This is a genomic window from Chelativorans petroleitrophicus (assembly GCF_025398195.1).
GTDB classification, from domain to species: Bacteria; Pseudomonadota; Alphaproteobacteria; order Rhizobiales; family Rhizobiaceae; genus Chelativorans; species Chelativorans petroleitrophicus.
The window spans coordinates 117,501-143,540 of the sequence record NZ_JAODNV010000010.1 but is presented as its reverse complement, the minus strand read 5'-3'; the positions used below and the strand labels follow the sequence as shown (position 1 = coordinate 143,540).

The following is a 26,040-nucleotide window of genomic DNA, read 5'->3' as shown; positions in this document are numbered from 1 at the left end:
TTGTCCTCCACTTGCAAACGTACAATGGTTGGACCATTATACCTTTGCCCCAGCGGGGTCAATTTGCCTGGCGACGTTTATGAGAGGTCAGTCAGAGATGTCGTCGAAATACCGCTGCCTGATGCGATCCAGCAGCCGCCGCATGCCCGCCGCCGCTGCGTCCGGGTCGTGCTTCTCAAGCGCGGCAAGAATCTCCTTGCGATGAGCGAGGGCAAGGACGTGATGCTCAGGCTGCACCACGCGCGCGGCGATCTTCTTCCACATCGCGCCGCCACGCAGACGCCAGAGGTCGCGTATGGTGTCGACGAAGATGCTGTTGCGCGAGGCTACGGCGATCACGTCGTGGAAAGCTTGCCGATTCATCTCCGCAGTGGGGCCGTCTATGTCCGCCTCCATGGCCGCCACCAGTTCCCGCAGTCGCGCAAGCTCCTCGGGGGTGATGTTTCGCGCCGCGTCTTCCGCGGCAGCGCACTCCACCAGCATCCGCATGCGGAACTGCTCGTGCGGACCCGGGCCGGGATCGCCCTCGCGGTCCCACGGCAGCGTGCCGGAGGCAAGGCGGGCGCGCACATAGGTGCCGTCTCCCACCAGTACTTCAACGATGCCCATCGTTTCGAGCGCGATCATGGCCTCCCGCACCGTGGTGCGGCTCACCTGGAGCTGCTGGGCCAGGTCGCGTTCGGGCGGCAGCTGAGCGCCCGGCTCGAGCGGTGTGTCACGGATGTAATTGGCGATCTGCCGGGCCACGACAACGTACAGCCGCGGCACGGCGACCGGACGGAAGGTAGCGGAGACGTTAGAGTTGGACATGAGACGCTGGTTCCGAAATTTGAGGTCGTTGGGACAGCACTAGCCTGCGGCACGGGTTGGGTTCGGGCCGACATAGATCGATTTCAGACGCGGCAGACTTGTCGGTGCATCATATTCCTCCATGGCGTGAGCAACCCAGCCGGCCATGCGGGCATAGTTGAAAATAAGCTCACCGGCACCGCGCCGCATTCCGGCGCAGTGCACGACGGCGGCGATCGCGAAGCCGATATTGGGCGGCTCACGTCCGCGCCTGAGCTGGATATCGACGATTTCGTCAAGGCGAGCGACATCATCTGCCGCCTCGCCGCATTGCCGCAGCAGGTCGAGTATCAGCCGGGCCCGCGGATCGCCGTCGGGGTATGCGCGATGGCCAAATCCCCGCATCTCGCGGCCGTGGCGAAGCTGATCGCCGACAAATCGGCCGACATTGTCCTGCACGTTCAGCTCAGAGAGATCGTTTTCGATGGAAAGCGTCGAAGCGCTTTGCACGACACCGCCGCCGCTGTTGAGCCCGACAGTGACCACCGCGTAGATATCCGCCCGCACGGCCGCGGCCAGCCGCACGGCGGCGGTCGATGGAGCGCCCAGGTCGTGATCCGCCGCCAGCACGAGCGTCGCATCGAGCGCGCGCAGCAACCCCGGCGTTGCAGCTTTTGGCGACAGACGGCTCCAGACCAGTGCGGCGATGCTCTCGTCGACTGGCGCAGACAGTTCCTCCATGGCACAAAGCAGGCGGACCATCAGATGCGCCGCCTTGCCCATCACCTGCTCATGGCCGTGGTCGTGGCGCAACGGGTCTTCGGCGGCGACGAACGGGACGAGACAGCGCATGCGTTCGAGCGGAAGCGCATCCTTCCCGATCTGCGCACCGATGGCTGCGAGGGCGGGCTCGGCACGGCGCGGCGGGAACAGCGTCTCGGCGCCGGCTTCAAAATGCCCCTGCCAGAGCAGCCGCACGACGTCTTCAAAGCGGCCTTCCACAGCCAGCCGGCACGCCGGCAGCCCACGAAAATAAGGCTCTCCGTTGGCAATGGTGGTGAGCGCCGAGCGGAACACCGGCGCCACGGCCTGAGGCGCCGCCTTGCGCGCCCGCGCGGCCAGAGCCTCGACCTCTGCCGGATCGTAGAGGCTTTCGTTCGTGCCGGTCACCTCGCGGCGACGCAGAAGGCCTCGCGAGACATAGGCATAGACCGTGTCTTTCTTAACCCCGAGCCGAGCGGCGGCTTCGGATGCCGTGAGCAGCAACGTCGGCCTCGTGTTGCTTGGCAGTTCCTTGTGCATGGCCGTTCCTGTGTGAAGCGGGTGATCAAAGTACCATGTCTTGATTACTAATCAAGTATTGACTGAACAACATGATTGTTCTTCACTGCAGACAAAGGGAGGATAGCGTGATGAAAATTTCTCGAAGGCAGCTCCTGGTCGGAACGGCTGCATCTGCGGTTTTGGCGCAGACCGGCCTGCCCGCCTTCGCCGCAAACTCAGTGAGCCGCGGCGGCACGATCGTGCTCGCTGAGCTGTTGGCGATCGACAGCCTTGATCCGCATCTCGCCAATGCGCGGACGCGCATCATGTCGCTGATGTTCGACTCGCTCTTCAGCTACCGTCTGAAGCCCGGTACGACGGACGAGTTCGAGCTTGGCTACGAACTGGCCACCGGTTTCGAGGAAACCAGCGAAACCACGGCGCGCATGACGCTGCGCCAGGGCGTCAAATTCCACGACGGCTCGGATCTCACCGCCGAAGTGGTGAAATGGAATCTCGAGCGCGCCCGCGACCATGAGAAATCGGCGGTGCAGACCTCGGTGAGCGAACTTGTCAATGTGACCGTCGTGGACGACCACACGCTGGATCTCGAATTCAAGTCGCCGCAGCCGTTGTTCCGCCTGACCATGACGGCGGCCAACGCCACCAATGTCTACATCGTCTCCAAGCAGGCCGTCGAATCCATGGGCGACGAGGCGTTCGCGCACAAGCCGGTGGGCAGCGGTCCCTATGCGGTGGAGAACTGGCTGGTGGATGATCGCGTCGAGCTGGTGGCCTTCTCCGGTCACTGGGAATCGGGCCTCGACGGCAAGCCCCTGCCCTATGCGGATCGCTTCACGATCCGGCAGATGCCGGATCAATCCGTGTCAGCGCTCGAACTGCGCGCCGGCAATGTGCACATCATGGACCCGCTGGAGCAGGACCTCGACAGCCTCGAAGCGGCAGGCATCCAGATCTACGCGCAGCCGGGCCGAGACACCGGCCAGCCGAGCTTCTACATCAGCTCCAAGGAAGACGCCTCGACCCCATTCGCGCATGATGTCCGGTTGCGTCAAGCGCTGCAGCATGCGGTGGACCGCGAGGCTATGGCGGCAGCGCTCACTTTCGGCCGCGGCAAGCCGCATTATTACTGGGGCTGGTATCCGGGCGTGCCGGGCTATGACGAAAGCCTGCCGCGTTACGAATACAACCCGGAAAAGGCGCGCCAGCTGCTTGCCGATGCGGGATATGCCGACGGCGTTTCCCTGACGGTCAAAGTCATCAACAGGCCCAAGGACCTGCAACCGCTCGAAATCATGCAGGCCATGCTCGGCGAGGTCGGCATCACGCTCAACATCGAGACGATGGACCGCACGCCCTGGGTGGAGTCGGGCCGGACGGGCAATTTCGAGGCGCTGTCGCACGGCAACACCGCTCTGGTCGATCCACTGTTCCGCCGCGAAACGATGACGGGATCGGACGCGAACTGGGCGGGTTACTCCAATCCCAAGGTGGATGCTCTTTGGGCCGAGGCTTCGAGGACCGGCGACACCGCGGCCCGCGCTGAGATCTACAAGAACATCCAGCGGATTCTCTACGAGGATGCCTACCACTTCATCGCGTTCCGTGCGCCGAAGATGCTGGCCATGGCGCCCGGGATCGGAGGCATCGATTCCGACTATAACCTCCGCTACGCGTGGCTTGCTTCGTAGCGTGGGTTCGTGGAGGGGCCGCAGTGCCGCGGCCCCTCACCCGCGGGATTCAGCTCCCGCGAATCGCAACTGGGACAGCAAATGCTTGGCTATCTGATGCGTCGGCTGGCCTCCGCGGCCGTGGTCGTCGTTCTCGTAAGCGTTATTGCGTTCATCATCGTGTCGGTGCTTCCCGGCGACACCGCGGCCGCCCTGTTGGGCGAGGAAGGCGCGCGCAACGCCGAGCGCTATGAGGCGCTGCGACAGGAACTGGGGCTCGATCAGCCTATTCTCGTACGTTACGGCAATTGGGTGGCCCAGGTCGTGACCGGCGACCTCGGCAGGTCGCTGCGCACGGGCGAGGCTATCGGTCCGGCCATTCTTGCGCGCGCCGTGCCCACGGTTCAGCTCGCGATCATGGCTCTCCTGATTTCGGTGACGATCGCCATTCCCATCGGCGTCGTGTCCGCCGTCTACTACCGGCGTCTCCCCGATCACCTGGGCACGCTGTTCGCGCTGACCGCCATCGCGACACCCGGCTTCTGGTTCGGCATCATGCTGATCATCCTGTTCAGCGTCACGCTGCGCTGGCTTCCGCCATCGGGCTATCTGCCCTTTTTCCAGGATCCGCTGGGCTCGCTGCAGTTGATGCTGATGCCGTCGCTGGCACTTGCCACCGGATTCACCGGCGTGCTGATCCGGCAGGTGCGTTCTTCTGTCCTTGAAGTGCTCAACGAGGACTACATCACCACGGCGCGCAGCAAGGGGTTGTCGCCGACAACCGTGCTCTTCAGACATGCGCTGCGCAACGCGTTGCTGCCGGTCGTGACACTTGTTGGCCTGCAGCTGGGCGCGCTGTTCGGTGGCGCCGCAACGGTGGAAACGGTGTTCTCCATCCCCGGGCTCGGGCGCCTCGCCGTCGATTCCATCTTCTTCCGGGATTTCACCATGATCCAGGCGCTGATGCTGGTGCTCGCGCTTACCGTGCTGACGGCGAGCCTTTTGACCGACCTCATCTATTCGCGCATCGATCCGAGGATCCGTCGTGGGTGAAGCAGTGGCATCCTCTCCCGTACGGCCGCGCCGGCGCATCGACGGCTTCGCCGTACTCGGCTTCGGCCTGCTGGCGCTGCTCGCCATCTGCTCGGCCTTCGCGCCATGGATCGCTCCCTATGATCCCAACGCACAGGACTATCGCGCCGTGCTTCAGGCACCTTCGGCCGCCCATTGGCTGGGCACCGACCACACCGGCCGCGACATGCTGTCCCGCCTGATCTTCGGCACCCGCATCGCGTTCGGCATCGGTTTCACCGCCATCGGCCTGGCGGTGCTGCTCGGCGGCCTGCTCGGGCTTGTTGCCGGCTACACCCGCGGCCTCGTGGACGAAGGAATCATGCGCGTCATGGACGCGCTGTTGTCCTTTCCCTCGGTTCTGCTGGCGCTCGGCATCATGGCTGCGCTGGGGCCAGGCGTCACCACCATCATAATCGCCATTGCGCTTGCCGACATGCCCATGTTCGCCCGCATCACCCGCTCGCAGGTGCTGACCGTGCGCGAGCGCGATTTCGTGGTCGCCACGCGCGCGCTCGGCGCCGGGCCGCTACGCATCATCTTCCGCCACATCGTGCCTCACGTCACCGGCCCCGTGGCGGTGATGGCAACCATCCAGGTTGGTCATGCCATCCTCACCGAGGCCGCCCTCTCCTTCCTCGGGCTCGGCATCCAGCCGCCCACCGCCAGTTGGGGCGCCATGATGCGCAACGGCTTCTCCTACATGGAACGCGCCCCGTGGCTCTCGGCCTTTACGGGCCTTGCCATCCTCCTCACAGTTCTCGCCCTCAATCTGGCCGGCGACGCCTTGCGCGACCGGCTCGATCCGCGCGGCGAATCCCGCCGTTAACCCCATAGGTCCGCGACAATGAAGATCACCGAGATACGCACGCAAACATACGAGTACCGACTGCGGCGGCGGCGCGGCGACGCCCATGCGCCCAGCGGTCGGACCCATCAGCACGGCGCAGTGGTAGAAATCCTTACCGACACCGAGCATCGGGGCATCGCGATCGGGTCGATCAACGCCGTCTACGGCATCGGACGTCTCCAGCGGGTCCTTATCGGAGCCGACCCCCGTCAGAATGCCGGTCTTTGGCTGGCCATGGTCAACCTGATCTTCAAGAGCGGCAACAATGGTATTTTGAACGAGGCGCTGTCCGTCCTCGACGTCGCCCTTTGGGACCTCAAGGCGAAGATCTACGGCGAGCCTTTATGGCGGCTGCTCGGCGCCGGAACCAACCGCGTGATGGCCTATGCCAGCGGCGGCGACATGCCGCTGAATGACGAACAGCTCGTCGCCTTCTACAGCCACATGGCGAGCCGCGGGTTCCGTGCCGCAAAGCTGAAGATCGGCCTCGATATCGAGGAGGATGCACGGCGCCTCGCCCTCGTCCGCGACGCAATGACCGTGGACGGCAAACCGCCGGCGCTGATGGTCGACGCCAGTGAATATTGGCACGCCAAGCAGGCCGTGCGGCGCATCGCCCGACTGGAAGAGGAGTTCGATCTCACCTGGGTAGAAGAGCCGGTGCAGCGGGCAGACTATCGGGGGCTCGCCAAAGTGTCGAGCCACATCAGGGCTCCGGTCTGCGCCGGCGAAAACCTCAAAAACGTTCTCGAGTTCCAGACTTACATCGAGCACGGTTCGGTCGACATCGTTCAGGTCGGACGCCTCATGAGCGGTCTGACGGGCGCCATGCAGGTCGCCAATCTCGCTTACGCCAACGGCCTCCCCTGCGCCGGCTCCGATTCCGAAGGCAGAATCTTCGCCCATGTCGCGGCCGCGCTGCCCAACCACATGATCCTCGAATGCCATGACGATGAGATCGAGGAGCCGATGATAAAGGCCGACAACTGGATCGAGGACGGCCATGTCGTGCTCGGCGAGAGCCCGGGCCTCGGCCTTACGATCGACTACGACGTCCTAGCCGCCCATGCGGTCGACCAGCCTCGTGGCCGCCGCTCGGGTGCGGGCTGGGCCGGGCGCCGCGCCGGCGCCGGCCTTTGGGAGGTGCCGGCCACCGAGGAGGAGCGCCGCATCGGCGCGCTGCCCACGGACGGAGAGGAATGATGACCGACACGCCCCGGGTATCCGACGAGGTTCTGGCCGAGATCGGCAAGCTGAGCGCCGCAACGGTCTACTACCTGCTGCACATGCGCGGCGTCGGCCGCAAATACGGCTCCGGCCCCATCGCCATGAAAGGCGTTGCCTCGCTGGCCCCGGGCCGCAAGCTGGTAGGCCGCGCGGTGACCCTGAGATATCTGCCGTCGCGCGAGGATTTGCAGCGCGAAATCGCCACCAGTGCCAGCGCCGACGGCATGAATGTGACGCCGCGCTGGCGCGTGATCGAGACCTGCGGCCCGGGAGACGTCCTCGTTTCCGATGCGATGGGACAGAGCGACATCTCCACCGGCGGCGAGATTGTCTACGGTCGGCTGTTCCAGCGGGGTGCCGCTGGCATCGTCACTGACGGCGCCATACGCGACGCGCAATCTACGATCGATCTGGGCTGGCCGGTTTTTGCCGGCGGCCGGGCCACCATGGTGGGCGAGACCAGGATACTGCCCTACGAGTACAACTGCCCGATCCAGTGCGGCGGCGTGCTGGTGCGGCCTGGAGACGTGGTGCTTGGCGACGATGACGGCGTGGTGGTGATCGCGGCGGCCTTTGCCGAGGAGATCGCACGGGCCGGGCGAGAGCACGAGGCGATCGAGCAATCGATCCTTGCCAACATGCTCGAGGAGAACGCCTCCCCTTCGCGTTTCTATCCGTTCAACGAAAGCACCTTCGCAATGCACGAGGCGCGCCGCGCCCGCAGCCAGGGGGCGGAAGGGTGAGTCCGCCGCTGCTCGAAGTCCGCGACCTCGAAGTCGCTTTCGAGACCCATCGCGGTCGGGTGAAAGCCGTGGACGGGCTGTCGTTCAGGCTCGAGAAGGGAGAGATCATCGCGCTGGTCGGGGAATCTGGATGCGGCAAGTCGGTCGCCGTCCGCTCGGTGATGAAGCTGCTGCCGGAGCGGACCGCGCGCTACGAGGCGGGCTCTATCACGCTCGACGGCAAGGATCTGCTCGGCCTCGACGACAAGGCGATGCAGAAGATACGCGGCCGCGAGATTGCGCTGATCTTTCAGGACCCGATGTCGAGTCTCAATCCCGTGCTGACCATCGGCCAGCAGATCGGCGAGGCGATCAAGCGCCACCAGGGCGGCAACCGCCGGCAGATCGCCGAACGGACAATCGAACTCCTGCGCCGGGTGGGCATTCCTGCACCGGAGACGCGGCTCAACGCCTATCCGCACGAATTCTCCGGCGGCATGCGCCAGCGCGTGATGATCGCGATGGCGCTCTCGTGCAATCCGCGCGTGATCCTCGCCGACGAAATTACCACCGCGCTCGACGTGACCATCCAGGCGCAGATCATGGATCTTTTGAAATCGCTCGTGTCCAGCACCGGCACGGCGGTGGTGATGATCACACACGACATGGGCATTGTCGCGGGGGCAGCCGAGCGGGTCTATGTGATGTACGCGGGCACCGTGGTCGAAACGGCCGCTACGGCCGATCTCTTCGCACGCCCCGCAATGCCCTACACCTGGGGCCTGCTGCGCTCGATCCCCTCGCTGGAACGCCCGGTCGACGAACCGCTGGTGCCGATCGAAGGCCTGCCGCCCAACATCGCCCAGCTCGATGGCGGCTGCCGTTTTCGGCCGCGCTGCGCCTATCGCCGCGCCATCTGCGGCCAATCTGAACCGCCGCTGGCGCCGGCTCCGGATGGCGCCGAGGGGCACCTCACCCGTTGCTGGGGCTTCGACCCCGAAATCGGCTGGCTGCGCGATACCGACTGGAAAAAGGACCTCGGCGATCCCGCGACTATGGCAGAAATCAGCGCAGCGGCCGCAAAGGTCCCGTGTGGCAGATCATGACCGAGACCATCCTCGAGGTACGCAATCTTACTGTGCGCTTCGGCCAGATCGCCGCGGTGAACGATGTCAGCTTCACCCTGCGCCGCGGCGAAACGCTCGGGCTCGTGGGCGAAAGCGGCTCGGGCAAATCCTCGGCGAGCCGCGCCATCCTGCAGATCAACCGGCCGAGTTCGGGCGAGGTGCGCTTTTGCGGCGAGGACCTGGTCTCGGCGAGCGGCGCCAGCCTCAAGGCACTGCGGAAGCGCATGCAGATGGTGTTCCAGGATCCGCGGTCGTCGCTCGACCCGCGCATGACAGTGGGCGCCCTGCTCGAAGAACCTCTCGTCATCTTCCGCATCGGCGACCGCGCTTCGCGCAAGGCCAAGGTGGCCGAGATGCTTCACCTGGTGGGTCTCGACCCGGCCGTGGCCAGCCGCTACCCGCACGAGTTCTCCGGCGGGCAGGCGCAACGCATCGCCATTGCACGGGCGCTGATCCTCGAGCCGGAACTGATCATCGCCGACGAGCCGGTCTCCGCGCTCGACGTGTCGATCCAGGCGCAGATCATCAATCTTCTTGTAAAGCTGCGCGCGCAGCTCAATCTGTCGATGCTCTTCATCGCACACGACCTCGCGGTAGTGCGGCACATCTCGGACCGCGTCGCGGTGATGTATCTGGGCCGCGTGGTGGAACTCGCCGATCGGGACCGGCTCTACGGCATGCCCGCCCACCCCTATACGCGTGCGCTGCTGTCGGCGGTGCCGGTACCCGACCCGGCGGTCGAGGCACGCCGCCGGCGCGAAATCCTCAGCGGTGAGCTGCCGAGCCCGGGTCGGCTGCCTTCGGGCTGCCCTTTCCGCAGCCGTTGTCCGCTGCATGCTGCTCTCGGCAAACCGGAAATCTGCGGCAAGACTGTCCCGCCACTGCTCGAGATCGCGCCGGGACAGGCCGCTGCATGCCATTTCGCCGGCGAGGTGAAGCATCAGCACCACCAACCCAGAATGACCGACGAGGCCGCACGCGCGTAAGCTGGTGCTGGGAATCGGTTTTGGCGATCCCTGCTCTGGCGCGCAAAGTGAAGGTGTCGCATGACACTTGTGGCGGTTCCCACACCGCGAGAGGCTGCGGTTCAAAAGCATTGCTGCCGGCTGGATCATCCCAGCACGCACAAAGGAGCAATGCAGTGAAACGGTTCGTCACGATTTCAGGATGTTCCGGAGGCGGCAAATCGGCCCTGCTGGCCGCCTCCTTTCAGCCTTTTCCCAATTGGACTACGAGCTGGTCACCCTGCCGAAGACAAGCGTGGCGGAACGTGCGGACTTCATCCTGCAGAGCCTTTCGGGCCGGGCAGGCGACGGGTGGTAGTGCCGTTGACGGGATCTCAGCCGTTCACCGCGCCGACTGCCGTCTGACGGTCCGGCCGATTGAAGGCCCATGCGAAGAAAACGCTGTCCGGAAGCGCGCGGACGAACCACGCGATCAAGGCGGTTGCGGCAACCGCGAATATGACCCGGCCAACGAGTACGCTGACGGCATCCGCGCCTATGGCCATGACGACCAGCGTGTCCTCGATCACGGCATGGGCAAATCCCATGAAAACGCATGAAATGAAGATCTGACGCGGCGACAGGCTTCCGGAGCGCGCCTCGCGAATGAGCAGGCCTCCGCCATAGGAAATGCCAAGAAGCAGCCCGACCATGGTGAACTGCGCAGCCTCGGCTCTGATTCCTGCCAGGCGCAGCAGCGGGGCGATCATCCGGATGATGCGGTCCATGATCCCCAGCCACTTTAAAAGCTCCAGCCCCCAGGCAAGAAACAGGAGGATGAGGAACATGGCGATGAGGGCCTCCACGAGCCCCACGAAGAAGCCGAGCCAGTCCGAAGCGGCCGCCATCGGGATCCAGGCGGGATTGAGCGGCTGTGAAAGCCAGCCAGTAGCGGCGAAGATATGGTGGAGGATCAACGCATAGATCATTCCCCCAGCAATTCGTAAGGCCGTGGTGAGGACGAAGCCCGGCCCTGCCTTCTGGATGATCTTCTGTTCGATCGGCAGGGCATGCGCAAAAAGCAGAAGTGCGGAGATTACCGTAATGTCGGCGACGGTGAGTTCCGCAGGCGGCACGAGCGTGAAGATCACCGGAACTGCGCCCCAGATGCCCACCAGCATGCCGGTCATCCAGACCAATGCGAATTCCGGCGGCAGGCCGAACAGTTGCATGACCGGCGCCAGTGCCGGAGACATGGCTTCGATTATCCCCGCCCGTGCCATCGCCTCGGTCAGAACCGTCACGGGAACGATGATGCGCACGAGCTCCCAATAAATCCGGAGCGTGTCACGCGTCTTCCGGGCGGCAAGTTCAAGAATGGACATTCCTAGGCCCCACGTTCTCGCCGCCAGCTCTACTCCGATTCCGTTCGCACTTCTCGGGCAAATTGCCGCTTCGTGCTTTTTCATTCGGGGAAAGCTTCACCCCGTCATTCCGGAAGCCGCGCAGAGGTTGTCCGGGACCCAGTGGCGCCATCTCCACCGCCTTCCTGGGTCCCGGGTCTCGCTTCGCTCGCCCGGGATCACGGATGTTGCTCCGCTTGACCACGTTGAAAATGAATCGGAAGTGCCTTTGCGCCGTCAAAAGCGGTCGCTTCGCCGCGTGAGCGCCATTCGTCATATTCCTTTTGCCGTGCCGCGATCAGGCGGTCGTAAAGGTCGAAGGCATCCTTGCCCATCATCAGGCGCCCCGGAGGATTTGGACTGTCCACTGCGTCGATCATCAATGCCGCCGCCTTGTCGGGATCGCCCGCCTGGCGTCCTGACTGTCCGTAGAGGAAATCCTCCACAGGCCCGATCAAATAACGCGGTATGTGTCAGCGTAACCGTTAAGCTTTTGGGCTGATCCTCACCGCGGAACTCTAATGGCCATTTTGGGTGGCGATGCCGTTCTCTGACGCTCCAGAACCTGGATTCGCAATAGCCGCGAGGACATCATCCAGAAGACGACGAGCTATCATCCTGGAGCCAAATTTCGAGAGGTGGCCGCCATCACTGTAAATGAGGTTCCCGTCCTCAAATACAGGGCAATCATTGGTGTCAGAGCATAGGTAATCACGGGGGTCTAAGACGACAATTGATTCGTCGCGCTCCATCAGTTCCCGGAAGCGTTGCGACAACAACTCATTGGTCAATCTCGCGTACATCAGCGCCTGGCATGGTGGGGTATCACTGAGATAGCGAGGGCTGGTGGTGCACTCAAAAGGCGTCAGCTTCACAGATGCAGAGCGCGGGACATCACCGAAGATGATCATCTGCGGTGTCTTCGTAGCCTCCTTCGTTGCCGAGATGCGATCCAGGATGAAGTCGTAATATTGGTCCAGACTGTCAAAAGTAACATGCTTACCTTCCGACAGCAGCGAGTAACGATAGCCGTTCCAGCTAAGAGCAAAAAGAATCGGCAAACCGTCATTAAAGATGGACAACGCTGTATTGATGGATTCGGTACACGACGTGTCTTCTCTGCCTTTTATCAGCCTCGCTGTACCGGCCATCATCGGGCACCCATTGTCATTGATCGCATCAGCAGCAAGACCACGCGAGGTCAATTCCTCATCGAGGCCCCAAAACAGCTGATGGGCGAAGCTGTCGCCCATGACGTGAAAGAGTATCGGAGCATTATCGGAACCGATTCTGACGAGCTTGTTTGAAGGATATCCAGCCCCACCGAAGTTGGCATAGTGAAAATCCAAACCGCTCGGATAAGGCGTGTTCCAGGGTGGCGGAATACGCCACCACAAGCCGCCTGACGATATGTAGAGCAAGGCGGCCAAGGGAACCGTAGTCGCAAAAACCGTCACTTTCGCGCGAGACGCTAAGCGACCATGCCAGAATGGCTTTTCAACGCTGTGGTAGAGCAGTGCCCCAAGCACGATGGAAAGCGTGCAAATGATCGCGGCTGCTGTCGTCGTAAGATCTTGCGCGGTGTAACAGACCGTAAAGACGATCAAGGGCCAGTGCACTAGATAGGTCGAATAGCTGATGCGGCCGAGGTAGGTAATTGGCGCCAGCCGCAGTGCTCCTGAGAGGAAGCCAGTCTTCCCGCCCCATATGACCATGGCCGCACCCAATGCGGGTAAAAGCGCAAAATAGGACGGGAACGGCGTCTGTCCGGTGAAGGAGAACACTGCATATGCGGTGAGCGCGAGCCCACCGGCTACCGTCAAGTCACCTACGGCTCTCCGCGGCTCTGGCATCCAAAGCAGAAGAGCGCCTAGCCCGAACTCAAATATCCTGAACGGCATCCAGTAGAAGGGGGTCGCAGGATCGCGCCACCAGAAGGAACTGAGCGCGAGGGAAGCCAGAGAAACAGCGAAGATGCTGTGAGGCAGATAGCGACGAGGGACAAGCCAGAGGAATACCGGCGTGACGAGATAATACTGCCACTCCAGCGAGAGCGTCCAGGTGTGAAGGAGGGGCTTTAGATCGGACGCGGTGTCGAAGTAGCCAACGCTGTCCCAGAAGAAAATATTCGACCAGGCGGTGAGAGACGCCAAGGCTGAGAAGCTGAAATCAGACAAAAGACTCGGCGGCAAGACAAGAAAGCCCGCCACCAGAGACAGCGCAATCGTCACGATAAGGGCTGGATAAAGGCGGTTGAGCCTGCGTTCGTAGAAGCGAAAAAGGCTGAATTTGCCGTCATCCATGAGGTTCAGGATCTGCCGCGTGATCACGAACCCTGAAATCACGAAGAAAACATCGACGCCAACGAACCCGCCGCTGAATGCTGCGGCTCCTACGTGGAAAAAGAGAACGGAAAGAACGGCCACGGCGCGCAGGCCGTCTACGTGGTGAAATCGCATGACTGCCCCGTTAGAACCCCTCTCGCTACCACTTAGACTAGGTAAGTGCCGCCGACAACGGTTGACTGGGGGTTCTGGCAGTAGCTATCCTTTGAGGACGCCGACGGCGCTGCTCTCAACCTTACGCCCGAGCAGATCGACACAATGTGGATGGCGGCGGACAAGCTATGAAGGCCTACGGAGCAAAGGTGGGAGACGGATCATCCAACCACATGTGGAGCCTCACCCAGTAGGCCCACAACAGAAAGGTGTAGGGCAGAAATGCCAGCGTCAGGGGGCTTGCCAGCGTCATTGTGCCCGCAATCTTCTTTGGGTATCGATGCATGGCTATTATTAGCTATGGCAGGAAAAGGGCGAGCCGCCTAGCCCCATACGCCCGCAAGAAGTTGGCGGGCGCGGCAAGACAGAGAACGCCGAATACAAGGCGAAGGTGGAAAGCATTCATCACCCACCGCCACCGCCAAAACATGCCGCCAGCATAAGTATCCAGAAGCTCATATAGGCGATCGACGACGACATATCGTGGTATTCCGCCCGCCTATCCCCGATGAGAGAAAGTATCGCCGGGCGGAGCGGCCCCAGTGCTGCGGGGAGAGCGAGAGCGCAAAGGATAAGGCCCAGGAACCTCCTGAATCGCTTCTGACAGAAGCGATTACCGGCTTCTTGCGGGCAAAATGGAAGGATCGATGCAATAGGACCGGGCAGCCAAATTCCCATCCAGGACGGCTGCCCTCGCCTGCCTGCGGCAGAACGGCTGAACACTTGCCCTTTCGCAAGCGATGGTCGTGGTTCGCAGCACGATAGGACGCACTGAGCCGGTCGCTTCAGGCCGCTTCGCACAAGCCATCGGCCGGTCGACGGCCCGGATGCCAAGGTTCGGGCGTACTTACCGCGCATCAGGCCTGCGGCCATCCTTCCGCCGCCGGCGGTGCCACCAGACTTCCATGCGGCGGCGCAGGCGCCGCACCGCCGGAACGTCGTAGGAGAGGACGACGAGGCCTAAGGGAATCATCCAGAAGCCGACCACGGGCAGGAACCCAACGATTCCAAGCAGGACCAGGGCTACGCCGCTTACGATCCGCGCGAGGCGCGAGCGCGGCATCGGCATGCGCTTGCCGCCAATGGACACATGCGGGCGCTTCGCCCTTTCGCTTCCTGCTTCCTTCGCCTCTTCTGCCGCGGACATTTCCGCGCCGGCAGCGCGCTTTTCCATGGCCACTGGCCCTTCATCCATGCCGGCTTGCGGGATTGTCACACGCCGATTCGCTCTCCATATGTGGATATGTGGAACATTGGCGGAAAATGCGAGCCTCGCATCCCGCTTCGGTGAAAAATTTGCTGTGCCCGCTTTGCAAAGCCTTCGATGGTTTGCTATAGGGCACGCCGACTGCTACGGCAGAGGGCGTTCCCCGGTAGCTCAGCGGTAGAGCAACCGGCTGTTAACCGGTTGGTCGCTGGTTCGAATCCGGCCCGGGGAGCCATTCTCCTTTCGGAAAGCCCTTATTTCTCAATAATTTCGATGGTAAGGCGCTCCCTCCGGCCCTCCGGAGGAGGTTCGGAAACTGATTGAAGGTCGCGCGAAGCCCGGCAGATACGACAGATTATCGAGAATACCGGTTGCCTTCTTGGAGAAGTCACGGGGCTGCGGCTCTCTGATCTCTTGCTCGCCGCAGACATTCCCCACATCAACCTCATCCCGCACCCTCACAGACGCCTCAAGAACGCCGGTTTGGCGCGAAAGGTGCCGCTGATCGCAGAGGCACTGGAGACAGCAGAAAGGCCCGGAGGCGGCTAGCGACAGCTTCCCCCTGTGTTTCCTCGATTTGGCCGAATCGCGGAGCCGATGCCGCATCCGCTATTCTCAGGGCCAGAGGGGGGACCATGGAGGCTCCCTACGGGGCTTTACAAGCCCTAGAAGAGGCCGGTGAGTAAGTAAGGACGGCAGGGTGGCCTCCTAATATGAAGACGCTGCCGAACCGGAGCTTAATCTAGAAGTGGTAGTTCACGCCGATGCGGAGCATCTGAACACGAAGATCGGCAGGGGCGCTGTCCATGTCATGTGGTGCGCCCTCGAGCGAGGGACTGGCGTTGCCGGTCTGGAAGCCATGATCCCCTCCCTGATCGCCACGGTCTCGGTCTTTTGGTGGCGATACGGCGCATGTCGTCCCAGTGGCGCCGGAGCTGCTCAGCAAGTGGGACGCCACGCCGCCTCTCATTCATCGCGTCTTCGGCAAATAGCGCCCATACCTCGCAATATTCGTGCTGATGAGGCGGAGGTGCTTCAGCGTGCCCGGCAGGCAGCGGCACGCAGAAGGCAAGGAGGGCGAGGACAAGGCGATTGCCTGCTGTAGGAAGCCTCAAAAGCCTGTTCCGGCCGTCAAACAGGCGTTCCGGAAGGCAGACGCGGCCGCATGGCCGTTCAGGTCCCTGCCTTGGACACATAGTCTGCGGCAAGCCGCAGCTCGCGCAGCGGACGCACCAGGGCGATGCACTCCTTGTAGATCGGGTCAGCCTTGTAGGCCGCGAGCGCCGCCTCGTCGCGGAATTCGGCATAGACCACCACATCGACCTCGCCCCCGAGCTGGTCGACCTTGCGGTTGATGCCGACCTCGAAGAAATCCGAGTGCGGAATGCGTCCCAGCATGCCGAGCCTTTCAGCGATCAGCGGGATGTCCTCCGCTTTCTTGGCGCTGAAAAAAACGATGTGGCGAATCACGGCCAGCCTCCAGAAAATCAAGTCAAATTCGCGCTGGCTCCGGGAATGTCAATCGGTTTGCTGCCCCCAGCCAGCCATCTCAAGCCATCGAGGGCCGGATTCCAATCGCCGTGCGGTCGATCACCTCGCGCAGGGCGAAGGAGGAGTTGATCTTGGTGACGTGCGGCATCGCCGTCAGCCATTCCTTGTGAATGCGTTCGTAATCCTCCAGGTCGCGGGCGGAAATCCTCAGAATGTAGTCATACTCGCCCGAAATCAGATGGCAGGACAGCACGTTGGGGCATCGCTTCACCGCCCCCTCGAACTCCGAAAGCGTCTTTTCGAACTGCCCCGAAAGCGAGATGTGCACGATCACCGTCATGTGGTGACCGAGCGCGGCATTCGACAGGCGGGCGTGGTAGCCCTTGATGACCCCGGCCTTCTCCAGATTGTCAAGGCGCCGGGAACAGGCCGATTGCGACAGCCCTACCTTTTCGGCCAGGGCCGCGTTGGGCATGCGCCCGTCCTGCTGCAGCGCTTCAAGTATGGCAATATCGATCCTGTCCAGCGACATTCTTCGCATTTCCTTTCTCGTTATCGAAATCGGCTGCAAGAAAATACGAACGCTTTACCGCAGGGCGCATCACTTCGCAAACACCTTCGAGGCGGTTTGTGATTTTCTTGGGATGTTGGACCGGCTTTTGCGGAGTTGCAGGATGCGCGTGGGCTGCCCGAAGGAAATCAAGGATCACGAATACCGCGTGGGGCTTACACCGGGTGCGGCACGCGAATATGTCGCCCACGGCCACCAGGTGCTGGTGGAGACCGGCGCAGGCGCCGGAATTGGCGCCGGGGACGACGCCTACCGCGAAGCGGGCGCGGCCATAGCCGAAACGGCCGAGGAGGTGTTTGCCAGGTCCGACATGATCGTGAAGGTGAAGGAGCCGCAACCTGCCGAGTGGGCGCGGCTTCGCGAGGGGCAGATCCTCTACGCCTATCTGCATCTCGCCCCGGATCCCGAACAGACGAAGGGTCTGCTTGAAAGCGGCGTGACGGCGGTCGCCTACGAAACCGTCACGGACGCGCATGGCGGGCTGCCGCTTCTGGCGCCGATGTCGGAGGTGGCCGGGCGGCTGGCGGTTCAGGCGGGCGCGACGGCCCTGCAGAAGGCGAATGGCGGTCGCGGCGTGCTGCTCGGCGGCGTGCCAGGCGTCTTGCCCGGAAAGGTCACCATCATTGGCGGCGGCGTGGTTGGCCTGAACGCGGCCAAGATGGCGATCGGCCTCGGTGCGGACGTCACGGTGCTCGACCGTTCGATCCCCCGCCTGCGCCAGCTCGACGACATCTTCGCCGGCCGGGCGCGTACCCGCTACGCGACGGCCGAGGCGGTGGAGGAGGAGTGCTTTCGGGCGGATCTCATCATCGGCGTCGTTCTCATTCCTGGCGCGGCGGCCCCCAAGCTCGTCACCCGCGAAATGCTGGCCGGCATGAAGAAGGGAGCGGTGCTCGTCGATGTGGCGATTGATCAGGGCGGCTGCTTCGAAACCTCCCGTCCCACCACCCACTCCAACCCGATCTTCGAGGTGGACGGCATCATACATTACTGCGTGGCAAACATGCCGGGCGCCCTTCCCGTCACCTCCACCCACGCGCTCAACAACGCCACTCTGCACCACGGCCTGCAGCTTGCGGACAAGGGGCTGCAGGCGCTGCTGGACGATCCGCATCTACGCAACGGGCTGAACGTCCATAAGGGCAGGGTCACCAACCGGGCGGTGGCTGAATCGCTTGGCTGCGAGGTCACCGAACCCACGGCCGCCCTCGCCGCCTGACGGCGCGATCTCTCCGCGACGACGCAGAAGGCGCGATCTTTCCGCCCTGCTCCGGCCGTGCGGCGGGCACCCTGGTCGCCGTGCTCATTTCAATCGCGACGGAACGACATGCGCCCGCCTGCCAAGAGGCACCTGATAGGGCGCCGGCAGCGCCCGCACCAATCGAGGAGCGATAACAGCTTACGGCCGGCCGCCTGTTTGCCTGTCAGCCCATCCTTCCATGCCTCATCTTGCTGGAGCCTCCCCCGCTGAGGCTCGCTCAAAACAACAGTCTCCATCCGAGCGGAATTTTGGGAGAGGCCGGCGCCCTAACCCCCGCAAAAGCCCTGCCCGTTCGTTAGCAAACCCGCTCCTTGTGGTGCCCGGAGGCGCACGCCGCTCAGAGAGCGCCGATCCACGTCGCCGCGACGACGAGGAAGGAGCTGACGGCCACCAGCGACAAGACATCCTGAACGAGACCGGACATGGGGTCCTCCTGTGGAAAAGTCATATTGATCTTGATATGTTTCTTATATGTTCTAAAAATGTTCCTGTCAACAGGACTGCAACCGCCCCAGCGGGTGGGAACGTTCGTTTGAGGAGGACGGCGGCCTGAGGCATGCCGTCTGATTTGGCGCCCGGCGGGCTGCGTGGTCAGGAGTGAGTTATGCAAGTGAAGCGTATCGTGGCCAATGTGGAGACGCGCGAGCTGGCGGCCGCGCGCTCCTTCTATGGCGAGGTTCTGGGTCTCGAATTGCTGATGGACCACGGCTGGATCGCCACCTATGGCGCGCGGGAGAGAGCGGCCGTGCAGGTCAGCTTCGCGGCCGAGGGCGGCTCCGGCACGCCTGTGCCCGACCTTTCCATTGAAGTGGACGATCTTGAGGAAGCGCTTGAGCGCGTGCGGAATGCGGGGATCGCGATCGAGTACGGGCCGGCGGACGAGCCCTGGGGCGTACGCCGTTTCTATGTGCGTGATCCGTTCGGCAAGCTCATAAACATCCTCGAGCACACATGACGATACCGTGCCGCCCTATCCGCCCTCCGCTCAAGCCGGAAGTTCCACCACCTTGCCCTGCGAGAGGGTGACGCGCCTGTCCATGCGCGCAGCCAGCTCCTCATTGTGGGTGGCGATGAGTGCGGCAAGCCCGGAATGGCGCACCAGCGCCTCCAGCGCATCGAAGACATAGGCCGCGGTCGCGGGATCGAGATTGCCTGTCGGCTCGTCGGCCAGAAGCACGAGCGGCGCATTCGCCACCGCCCGGGCGATCGCCACACGCTGCTGCTCGCCGCCGGAAAGCTCGTTCGGGCGGTGGTCCATCCGCTCACCAAGCTTCATGTAGTTCAGAAGCTGTGCCGCCCGCTCCTTCGCCTCGCGCGCATCAAGACCGGCGATGAGCTGCGGCATCATCACATTTTCGAGTGCGGTGAATTCCGGCAGCAGGTGATGGAACTGATAGACGAAGCCGATCTCGCTGCGGCGGATCGCCGTGCGCCGGTCGTCGGACAGCGCCGCGCAGGGCTGGCCGTTGACGACCACGTCGCCTCCATCGGGATATTCGAGCAGACCGGCAATGTGCAGAAGCGTCGACTTTCCGGTACCCGACGGCGCAACGAGCGCCACCATCTCGCCGGGCCGGAGCGCGAAATCGGCCTGTTCGAGAATGGTCAGCGTCTTCGTCCCCTGGACGAAGCGTCGGTCGATCGACCTCAGTTCCAGAACGTTTTCGGCCATCTATTCGTATCTCAACGCTTCCACGGGATCGAGGCGCGAGGCGCGCCAGGCAGGAAAGAGGGTTGCGAGGAAGGAGAGCAGCAGCGCCATCAGCACCACCGAAACGGTCTCGCCCGTCTCCATATCGGCCGGAAGCTGGCTCAGGAAATAGACTTCCGGATTGAAGATGGTCGTACCCGAAAGCCAGGAGAAGAACTGGCGGATGGATTCCACATTGAGGCACAGGACCGTCCCCAGAACGAAGCCGGCGAGCGTGCCGGCCACGCCGATCGCCGCGCCGGCCATCATGAAGATCCGCATAATGGCGCCGCTAGTGGCCCCCATGGTGCGGAGAATGGCGATATCGTGCCCCTTGTCCTTCACCAGCATGATCATGCCGGAGATGATGTTGAGCGCGGCCACCAGCACGATCATGGTGAGGATCATGAACATGACGTTCCGCTCGACCTCGAGCGCGGAAAAGAAGGTCTGGTTGCGCTGGCGCCAATCGGTGATGATGACGGGGCGCTGAGCCGCCTCTTCGACCAGCGGACGGAAGCTGTCGACATTGTCGGGGTCGTCCACAAAGACCTCGATATATTGCGCCAGCCCTTCGGCATTCAGGAAAAGCTGCGCCTCCTCAAGCGGCATGTAGATGATCGAGGAGTCGTATTCCGACATGCCGATCTCGAAGATCGCGCTTACGGGATAGGCCTTCACGCGCGGAGTAGTGCCGAAGGGCGTGACGTCGCCTTCCGGCGAGAAAAGGGTTACCTGGTCGCCAAGCGCAAGTCCCAGCGCCTGCGCCATGCGCGCGCCCACGGCCACACCTCCGCCCGTGGCGAAGCCTACGAGCGAGCCTTGGCGGATGTTCTGCGCAACGAGCCTCATTTCCGCAAGATCGTCGGTACGGACGCCGCGGATGAGCGCGCCGGTCCCCCTACCCTCGCGACCGGAGGCAAGCACCTGCCCCTCCACAAGCGGGGCTGCGAGCCGCACGCCCGGTATCCTGGCGACGCGGGTGCTGACATCCTCGTAATCGTTCATGGGCATATCCACGGGCTGCACGACGATATGCCCGTTGACGCCCAGAATGCGCGTGAGCAGCTCGGCGCGGAACCCGTTCATCACCGCCATGACGATGATGAGGGTCGCCACGCCAAGCATGATGCCGAGAAAGGAGATGCTGGCGATGACAGAGACCACGGCCTCCTTGCGCCGCGAGCGCAGATAGCGCCAAGCGACAAGACGCTCGAAATGGGAGAAGGGCGGAGCTCCTCCGTTGCCCCCCGTGGTTTCGGTCATCGGCGCACGCTGAACCGGTTTGCGACCGCCTCTATGGGAAGGGTCTCTCTTTCGCCAGTGGCCCGGCTCTTCACCTCCACCTCGCCCGCAGCCACACCGCGCGGACCGACAATCACCTGCCACGGCAGGCCGATGAGGTCGGCGGTGGCGAATTTGGCGCCGGGCCGCTGATCGGTGTCATCATAAAGCACCTCGCGACCAGAAGCCGAAAGCGCGGCATAGATCTGCTCGCAGACGCGGTCGCACTCCGCGTCACCCGCCTTCATATTGATCAGCGCGATCTCGAATGGGGTGACCGCCTCGGGCCAGATGATGCCGGCTTCGTCGTGGCTCGCCTCGATGATCGCCGCCGCCAGGCGCGTCGGGCCGATGCCGTAGGAGCCCATCGAAACGAAGTGTTCCTTCCCGTCCGGTCCCATCACCGTGGCCTTCATGGGCTTGGAATATTTGGTGCCGAAGTGGAAAATGTGGCCGACTTCGATGCCGCGCGCGGCAAGGCGCTTGTCTTCCGGCACCTGTGCCCAGGCGGCCTCGTCGTGCATTTCGTCGGTGGCCGCGTAAGGCTTGGTCCACTGCTCGACAATGCCGGCAATCTCCTCGTCGTTGGAAAAATCCACGTCGGCCGAAGGCACGGGCAGATCCAGAAAGTCCTTGTGGCAGAAGACGGCGCTTTCACCCGTCGAGGCCAGAATGATGAACTCATGGCTCAAATCGCCGCCGATCGGCCCGGTATCCGCCCGCATGGGAATTGCCTTGAGCCCTAGGCGGGAGAAGGTCCTCAGGTAGGCAACGAACATACGGTTGTAAGCCGCCTTCGCGCCTTCATAGTCCAGATCGAAGGAATAGGCGTCCTTCATCAGAAATTCGCGCGACCGCATCACCCCGAAGCGCGGCCTCACCTCGTCGCGGAACTTCCACTGGATGTGATAGAGGTTGAGCGGCAGATCCTTGTAGGACTTCACATAGGCGCGGAAAATGTCCGTCACCATTTCCTCATTGGTGGGGCCATAGAGCATCGGGCGATCCTGCCGGTCGCGGATGCGCAGCATTTCTTTGCCGTAATCGTTGTAGCGCCCGCTCTCGATCCACAAGTCCGCCGACTGGATGGTCGGCATCAGGATCTCCAGCGCGCCGGCGCGGTCCTGCTCCTCGCGGATGATCTGGCAGACCTTGTCGAGCACCCGCTTGCCGAGCGGCAGCCAGGAAAAGCTGCCGGCAGCCTGCTGGCGGATCATGCCCGCCCGCAGCATGAGCCGGTGCGAGACGATCTCGGCCTCCCGGGGGTTTTCCTTCAGGATGGGCAGGAAGTAACGCGACAGTCGCATGAAGCTACCCGTTATGCAGTGGAAAGAGGCGGAATCACGCCGCCAGCCTGTATCGACAGGCTTCTTAGCCATTTCGTGGCAGGTTGCAAACCCAAGCGCGCCAGGCGGCAGGCCGGGCGCGCAAAACGCTTCTCAAATCGGCCGGATAACGGCCCGCCCTGGGCCAAAATTTTTCGTGACATTGAGATAAAAGTTGGTCTAAGGTAGCTGCTATAAAATAAGAGGGTGGAACCTTAAATCCGCTCTCACTTACGCGGTCAAAGTCTTGGGAGGATACGATCCTGGCGCGCATGTTCGCTGCCGCCGTTTGAAAAACGGAAACGGGTCGGACGCGTTTAGTTGCAAGGCGTACCTGCCTTGCTTTTTTTTTGGACGGTCAGGACTTTAGTAGAAGTTGGGCACCAGGCGCGGAATATCGTCAAACGAGTAGCCCAAGACCCGCGTCACCACATAATAGCCAGCAAAGATTATGGCCGTCAGTACGGTCGTGCGAATAAAGGCTCGCAGCATGTGCGGCCCGCGCGGTGCGCTTGCGGGTGTGCCGAGCACCACGTCGTTCTCATCGTCCTGGGTGCGCAAGCCGATAGGCAGCGATACGAACAGCACCAGCCACCAGATGATGAAGAAAACCGCCGACAGCGAGATCCATTCCATGGGAAAGCCCGTTCCTGCTGCGCCCGCAAGATAGCCGTTGCTCGGAAACTTTTGAAACGCCCGCGGCGCGACGCGCCGTCACACCTGCTCAAGCTCGATGAGTGTGCCGAAAAAGTCCTTGGGATGAAGGAAGAGCACCGGTTTGCCGTGAGCGCCCGTCTTCGGCTGTCCGTCGCCGAGCACGCGGGCACCCGCCGCCACGAGCCGGTCACGCGCGGCCAGAATGTCGGCCACTTCGTAACAGACATGATGCATGCCGCCGGCCGGGTTCTTTTCCAGAAAGGCGGCGATCGGAGAATCCTCCCCCAGGGGCTCCAGCAGTTCAACCTTGCTGTTGCCCAAGTCGATGAAGACCACGGTGACGCCATGATCGGGCAGCGGCTGAGGCTCGGAAACCTTTGCGCCGAGCACGTCACCATAGGTTGCGGCAGCCGCCGCCAGATCCGGCACCGCGATCGCCACATGGTTGAGCTTGCCCAGCATAGCCGCTACCGCGTTACGAAGACGGTGACGATCGGCTTCTTGCCCCAGGCCTCGGCCGCGGCCGAGCGGACGGCGCGGCGTACGGCCTCGCCGACCAGATCGAGATCGCGGCGGTTGGCTCGGGGTATGCTGTGCACCGCGCTCAGGGCAGCCTCCATCATGATGTCCTCGAAGAGTTCGCCCGCGCCATCCGTCTTCGGCAGGCCGATGGCGACCATATCCGGCTCGCCCGCGAGCTCGAACCGTTCATCGAGCACAACATTGACCGCCACATGGCCGGCGAAGGAGAGCCGGCGCCGGTCGCGCACGCCCACCTCCTCGTCCGTTCCGATCACCTTGCCGTCCTTGTAAATGCGCCCGAAAGGAACCTGATCGATGATCTCGGCCGGTCCCGGGGCAAGCCGCAGCAGGTCACCGTTTCTGACGTGGGGCACTTCTGGAATGCCGGCCATGGCCGCAAGCGAGCCCTGGGCGACGAGATGGGCGGCCTCTCCATGCACGGGCACCAGAATCTGTGGCTTCACCCAGTCATACATCTGCTTCAGTTCGTTCCGGCGCGGATGGCCCGACACATGGACGAGCGCATCGCCATCCTCGACCACCCGGATACCCTTCTCGATGAGCAGGTTCTTGGTGGCCAGAATCGCCTTCTCATTGCCGGGAATGACCCGCGAGGAATAGACGACCGTATCACCCGGCGAAAGCGCCACATTGCGCATCTCGTCACGCGCCAGCTTGGCAAGGGCCGCGCGCGGCTCGCCCTGGCTGCCCGTGCAGAGGATGACGGCGTTTTCACGCGGGATGTAGCCGAAATCCTCTTCCGACAAAAAGGGCGGCAGGCCCTCGAGATAGCCGAGTTCCTCGGCTACCTCGATCACGCGCTGCAGCGAACGGCCGAGCACCAGCACCTGCCGGCCTGCGTTCCGCGCGGCCTCGGCGACCGCACGGATGCGGCCCACATGCGAGGAGAAGGTGGTGACGGCAACCCGGGCAGGCGCCTTTTCGATGATCTCCCTGAGGCCCTCCCCCACCGCCTGCTCGGATGGGGAAATTCCTTCGCGCAGGGCGTTGGTGGAATCGCAGATGAGCGCCAGAACGCCCTTTTTGCCGAGTTCCCGGAAACGCTCCTCGTTGGTCTGCGGACCGAGCACGGGCGCGGCGTCGATCTTCCAGTCGCCCGTATGGACCACCGTCCCCAGGGGCGTGGTGATGGCGAGCGATACCGGCTCGGGAATGGAGTGGCTGACGGCAACCGCCTCGATCGAAAACGGCCCTACGGTGAAGACATCGCCCGCGCGGAAGATCGTAACCGGCACCTCCGGTGCGGTGGCCTCGCCCGCCCGCTTCGCCTCCAGAAGGCCCGCGGTAAAGGGCGTCATCCATACCGGACATTTAAGCCGCGGCCACAGCTCCAGCAGTGCGCCGTAATGGTCCTCGTGGGCATGGGTGATCACGATACCGGCCAGATCGCCCGCCTGTTCCTCGATGAAGCGGATGTCGGGCAGAACGAGATCAACCCCGGGCAACTCCAGGCCAGGAAAGGTGACGCCGCAATCCACCATGATCCAGGTGCGCCGGTCCGGCGGTCCATAACCGTAAAGCGCCAGATTCATGCCGATTTCGCCGACGCCCCCCAAGGGGCAAAAGACCAGCTCCGCCTGACTCGATGCCACGCTTTCTCCTCTTTCTTAGTCGCGTACGGAAGCGACCGCTCCGAAATGCACGTCGCCCGCCGCGATCCTCAGGCGCGATCCGTCATCCTCGCGAATGACGAAACGGCATGATTCGTCGATCGTTTCGAACATACCCCGCACGATCCTGCCGTCGACCTGCACGGCAACGCGGCTGCCCAGGCCCGCCGCGCGCGCAAGCCAGCGCTCGCGAATGGTCGCGATCCCGCGCCCGCCGTTCCACAGGCGGATATTGTCCATCCAGGCATCCGACAGGGCAAGAAACAGGGTCTCGGCGTCCGCGCGCGAGCCCAGCCGCACAAGGGAGGTGGCCGGATAGGGCACGTCCTCGGGATGGGCGACCACATTCACGCCAATGCCGACGGCAAGGGCGAGACGGTTGCCCTCGAGCGTGGAGGATTCCAGGAGAATGCCGGCAAGCTTCTCCCCGTCGGCCAGCACGTCGTTCGGCCATTTGAGCTCAAACCGGTTGCGGTGCGACCCGGCGCCATCCACGCCCAGCGAGACCGTCGCCTCGGGCACCACCCCGGCAAGGGCGTCGCCAAGCGCGAGCCCTGCCACGAAGCCGAGCGTCGCAGCGGTCGCCGGGTCGAAGGCATCCACCAGAAGAAGTGTAGCGGCCAGATTGCCGCGCGGCGTGGCCCAGGGCCGCCCTCGCCTGCCTCGCCCGCCCCGCTGCTCGGTGGCTACCACCCAGAGCCTGCCCGGATCGCCCTCGCGCGCGCGCTCCAGCGCCAGCGCGTTGGTGGACGTGACGCTCTGATGCGCCTCCAGCCGGTAGCCTGCCGCAACGGCAGGAGGCGCCAGAACAAACAT

The 26,040-nt window shown here is 63.1% G+C and carries 24 protein-coding genes and 1 tRNA gene; 10 read left to right on the top strand and 15 right to left on the bottom strand.

Features of this window, described 5'->3' with window-relative positions; translation table 11 throughout:
• Positions 1-87 precede the first annotated feature (87 nt).
• Both NYR54_RS10305 and NYR54_RS10300 read right to left on the bottom strand, forming a co-directional pair.
• On the bottom strand, positions 88-810 hold the full coding sequence (locus NYR54_RS10305) for a FadR/GntR family transcriptional regulator (RefSeq protein ID WP_261515558.1): 723 nt from the start codon (positions 808-810) through the stop codon (positions 88-90).
• A 39-nt stretch (positions 811-849) separates the two neighbouring features.
• The gene (locus NYR54_RS10300; protein ID WP_261515557.1) at positions 850-2,091 is read right to left on the bottom strand and encodes a citrate synthase; all 1,242 of its coding nucleotides are present in this window, start codon (positions 2,089-2,091) and stop codon (positions 850-852) included.
• 110 nt (positions 2,092-2,201) lie between these two features.
• Between NYR54_RS10300 and NYR54_RS10295 the strand changes: the two genes are divergently transcribed.
• The 7 genes from NYR54_RS10295 (at position 2,202) to NYR54_RS10265 (ending at position 9,726) form a co-directional block, all read left to right on the top strand.
• Positions 2,202-3,764: an ABC transporter substrate-binding protein gene (locus tag NYR54_RS10295; protein ID WP_261515556.1), complete on the top strand. Its 1,563-nt coding sequence runs from the start codon at positions 2,202-2,204 to the stop codon at positions 3,762-3,764.
• An 81-nt stretch (positions 3,765-3,845) separates the two neighbouring features.
• Positions 3,846-4,796 (top strand): ABC transporter permease, encoded by a 951-nt coding sequence (locus NYR54_RS10290; protein ID WP_261515555.1) that lies wholly within the window; start codon positions 3,846-3,848, stop codon positions 4,794-4,796.
• A complete protein-coding gene (locus NYR54_RS10285; RefSeq protein WP_261515554.1) occupies positions 4,789-5,643 on the top strand; it encodes an ABC transporter permease in 855 nt (284 codons plus the stop codon). The genes NYR54_RS10290 and NYR54_RS10285 overlap by 8 nt, the downstream gene beginning before the upstream one ends.
• A gap of 18 nt (positions 5,644-5,661) precedes the next feature.
• Entirely contained in the window at positions 5,662-6,867 is a 1,206-nt protein-coding gene (locus tag NYR54_RS10280) for a mandelate racemase/muconate lactonizing enzyme family protein (protein WP_261515553.1), read from the top strand.
• Positions 6,867-7,634, top strand: a complete 768-nt coding sequence (locus tag NYR54_RS10275) for an RraA family protein (protein WP_261515552.1) — start codon at positions 6,867-6,869, stop codon at positions 7,632-7,634. The genes NYR54_RS10280 and NYR54_RS10275 overlap by 1 nt, the downstream gene beginning before the upstream one ends.
• A complete protein-coding gene (locus NYR54_RS10270) occupies positions 7,631-8,719 on the top strand; it encodes an ABC transporter ATP-binding protein (protein WP_261515551.1) in 1,089 nt (362 codons plus the stop codon). Before NYR54_RS10275 ends, NYR54_RS10270 begins: the two co-directional genes overlap by 4 nt.
• Entirely contained in the window at positions 8,716-9,726 is a 1,011-nt protein-coding gene (locus NYR54_RS10265; protein ID WP_261515550.1) for an ABC transporter ATP-binding protein, read from the top strand. The genes NYR54_RS10270 and NYR54_RS10265 overlap by 4 nt, the downstream gene beginning before the upstream one ends.
• A 353-nt stretch (positions 9,727-10,079) precedes the next feature.
• On the opposite strand, the gene NYR54_RS10260 is transcribed toward NYR54_RS10265, so the two are convergent.
• From NYR54_RS10260 to NYR54_RS10245, 4 genes are all read right to left on the bottom strand, one after another.
• On the bottom strand, positions 10,080-11,069 hold the full coding sequence (locus tag NYR54_RS10260) for a nucleoside recognition protein (protein WP_261515549.1): 990 nt from the start codon (positions 11,067-11,069) through the stop codon (positions 10,080-10,082).
• A 197-nt stretch (positions 11,070-11,266) separates the two neighbouring features.
• The gene (locus tag NYR54_RS10255) at positions 11,267-11,533 is read right to left on the bottom strand and encodes a Rossmann-fold NAD(P)-binding domain-containing protein (protein ID WP_261515548.1); all 267 of its coding nucleotides are present in this window, start codon (positions 11,531-11,533) and stop codon (positions 11,267-11,269) included.
• A gap of 72 nt (positions 11,534-11,605) precedes the next feature.
• A complete protein-coding gene (locus tag NYR54_RS10250; protein ID WP_261515547.1) occupies positions 11,606-13,546 on the bottom strand; it encodes an acyltransferase family protein in 1,941 nt (646 codons plus the stop codon).
• 886 nt (positions 13,547-14,432) lie between these two features.
• Positions 14,433-14,780: a PGPGW domain-containing protein gene (locus NYR54_RS10245; RefSeq protein WP_341484295.1), complete on the bottom strand. Its 348-nt coding sequence runs from the start codon at positions 14,778-14,780 to the stop codon at positions 14,433-14,435.
• Between the two features lie 172 nt (positions 14,781-14,952).
• On the opposite strand from NYR54_RS10245, the gene NYR54_RS10240 reads away from it, so the two are divergent.
• Positions 14,953-15,027: transfer RNA gene (locus tag NYR54_RS10240), tRNA-Asn, on the top strand.
• A 938-nt stretch (positions 15,028-15,965) separates the two neighbouring features.
• Here NYR54_RS10240 and NYR54_RS10235 read toward each other — a convergent pair.
• Both NYR54_RS10235 and NYR54_RS10230 read right to left on the bottom strand, forming a co-directional pair.
• Positions 15,966-16,262: a Dabb family protein gene (locus tag NYR54_RS10235; protein ID WP_261515546.1), complete on the bottom strand. Its 297-nt coding sequence runs from the start codon at positions 16,260-16,262 to the stop codon at positions 15,966-15,968.
• A gap of 79 nt (positions 16,263-16,341) precedes the next feature.
• The gene (locus NYR54_RS10230) at positions 16,342-16,815 is read right to left on the bottom strand and encodes an Lrp/AsnC family transcriptional regulator (RefSeq protein WP_261515544.1); all 474 of its coding nucleotides are present in this window, start codon (positions 16,813-16,815) and stop codon (positions 16,342-16,344) included.
• A gap of 142 nt (positions 16,816-16,957) precedes the next feature.
• Between NYR54_RS10230 and ald the strand changes: the two genes are divergently transcribed.
• The gene (gene ald / locus NYR54_RS10225) at positions 16,958-18,073 is read left to right on the top strand and encodes an alanine dehydrogenase (protein WP_261515543.1); all 1,116 of its coding nucleotides are present in this window, start codon (positions 16,958-16,960) and stop codon (positions 18,071-18,073) included.
• A gap of 646 nt (positions 18,074-18,719) precedes the next feature.
• On the top strand, positions 18,720-19,070 hold the full coding sequence (locus NYR54_RS10220) for a VOC family protein (RefSeq protein ID WP_261515542.1): 351 nt from the start codon (positions 18,720-18,722) through the stop codon (positions 19,068-19,070).
• Between the two features lie 30 nt (positions 19,071-19,100).
• Here NYR54_RS10220 and NYR54_RS10215 read toward each other — a convergent pair whose 3' ends face one another.
• From NYR54_RS10215 to NYR54_RS10185, 7 genes are all read right to left on the bottom strand, one after another.
• Positions 19,101-19,787 (bottom strand): ABC transporter ATP-binding protein, encoded by a 687-nt coding sequence (locus NYR54_RS10215; protein WP_261515540.1) that lies wholly within the window; start codon positions 19,785-19,787, stop codon positions 19,101-19,103.
• Positions 19,788-21,071 (bottom strand): lipoprotein-releasing ABC transporter permease subunit, encoded by a 1,284-nt coding sequence (locus NYR54_RS10210; protein ID WP_261515539.1) that lies wholly within the window; start codon positions 21,069-21,071, stop codon positions 19,788-19,790.
• On the bottom strand, positions 21,068-22,396 hold the full coding sequence (proS, locus tag NYR54_RS10205; RefSeq protein WP_261515538.1) for a proline--tRNA ligase: 1,329 nt from the start codon (positions 22,394-22,396) through the stop codon (positions 21,068-21,070). Before proS ends, NYR54_RS10210 begins: the two co-directional genes overlap by 4 nt.
• A gap of 384 nt (positions 22,397-22,780) precedes the next feature.
• Complete coding sequence (locus NYR54_RS10200) at positions 22,781-23,050, bottom strand: DUF1467 family protein (protein WP_261515537.1); 270 nt, start codon at positions 23,048-23,050, stop codon at positions 22,781-22,783.
• Positions 23,051-23,128: 78 nt separating this feature from the next.
• Complete coding sequence (gene mce, locus NYR54_RS10195; RefSeq protein ID WP_261515536.1) at positions 23,129-23,533, bottom strand: methylmalonyl-CoA epimerase; 405 nt, start codon at positions 23,531-23,533, stop codon at positions 23,129-23,131.
• 5 nt (positions 23,534-23,538) lie between these two features.
• A complete protein-coding gene (locus NYR54_RS10190; protein ID WP_261515634.1) occupies positions 23,539-25,146 on the bottom strand; it encodes a ribonuclease J in 1,608 nt (535 codons plus the stop codon).
• Between the two features lie 75 nt (positions 25,147-25,221).
• On the bottom strand, positions 25,222-26,040 hold the full coding sequence (locus NYR54_RS10185) for a biotin--[acetyl-CoA-carboxylase] ligase (protein WP_261515535.1): 819 nt from the start codon (positions 26,038-26,040) through the stop codon (positions 25,222-25,224).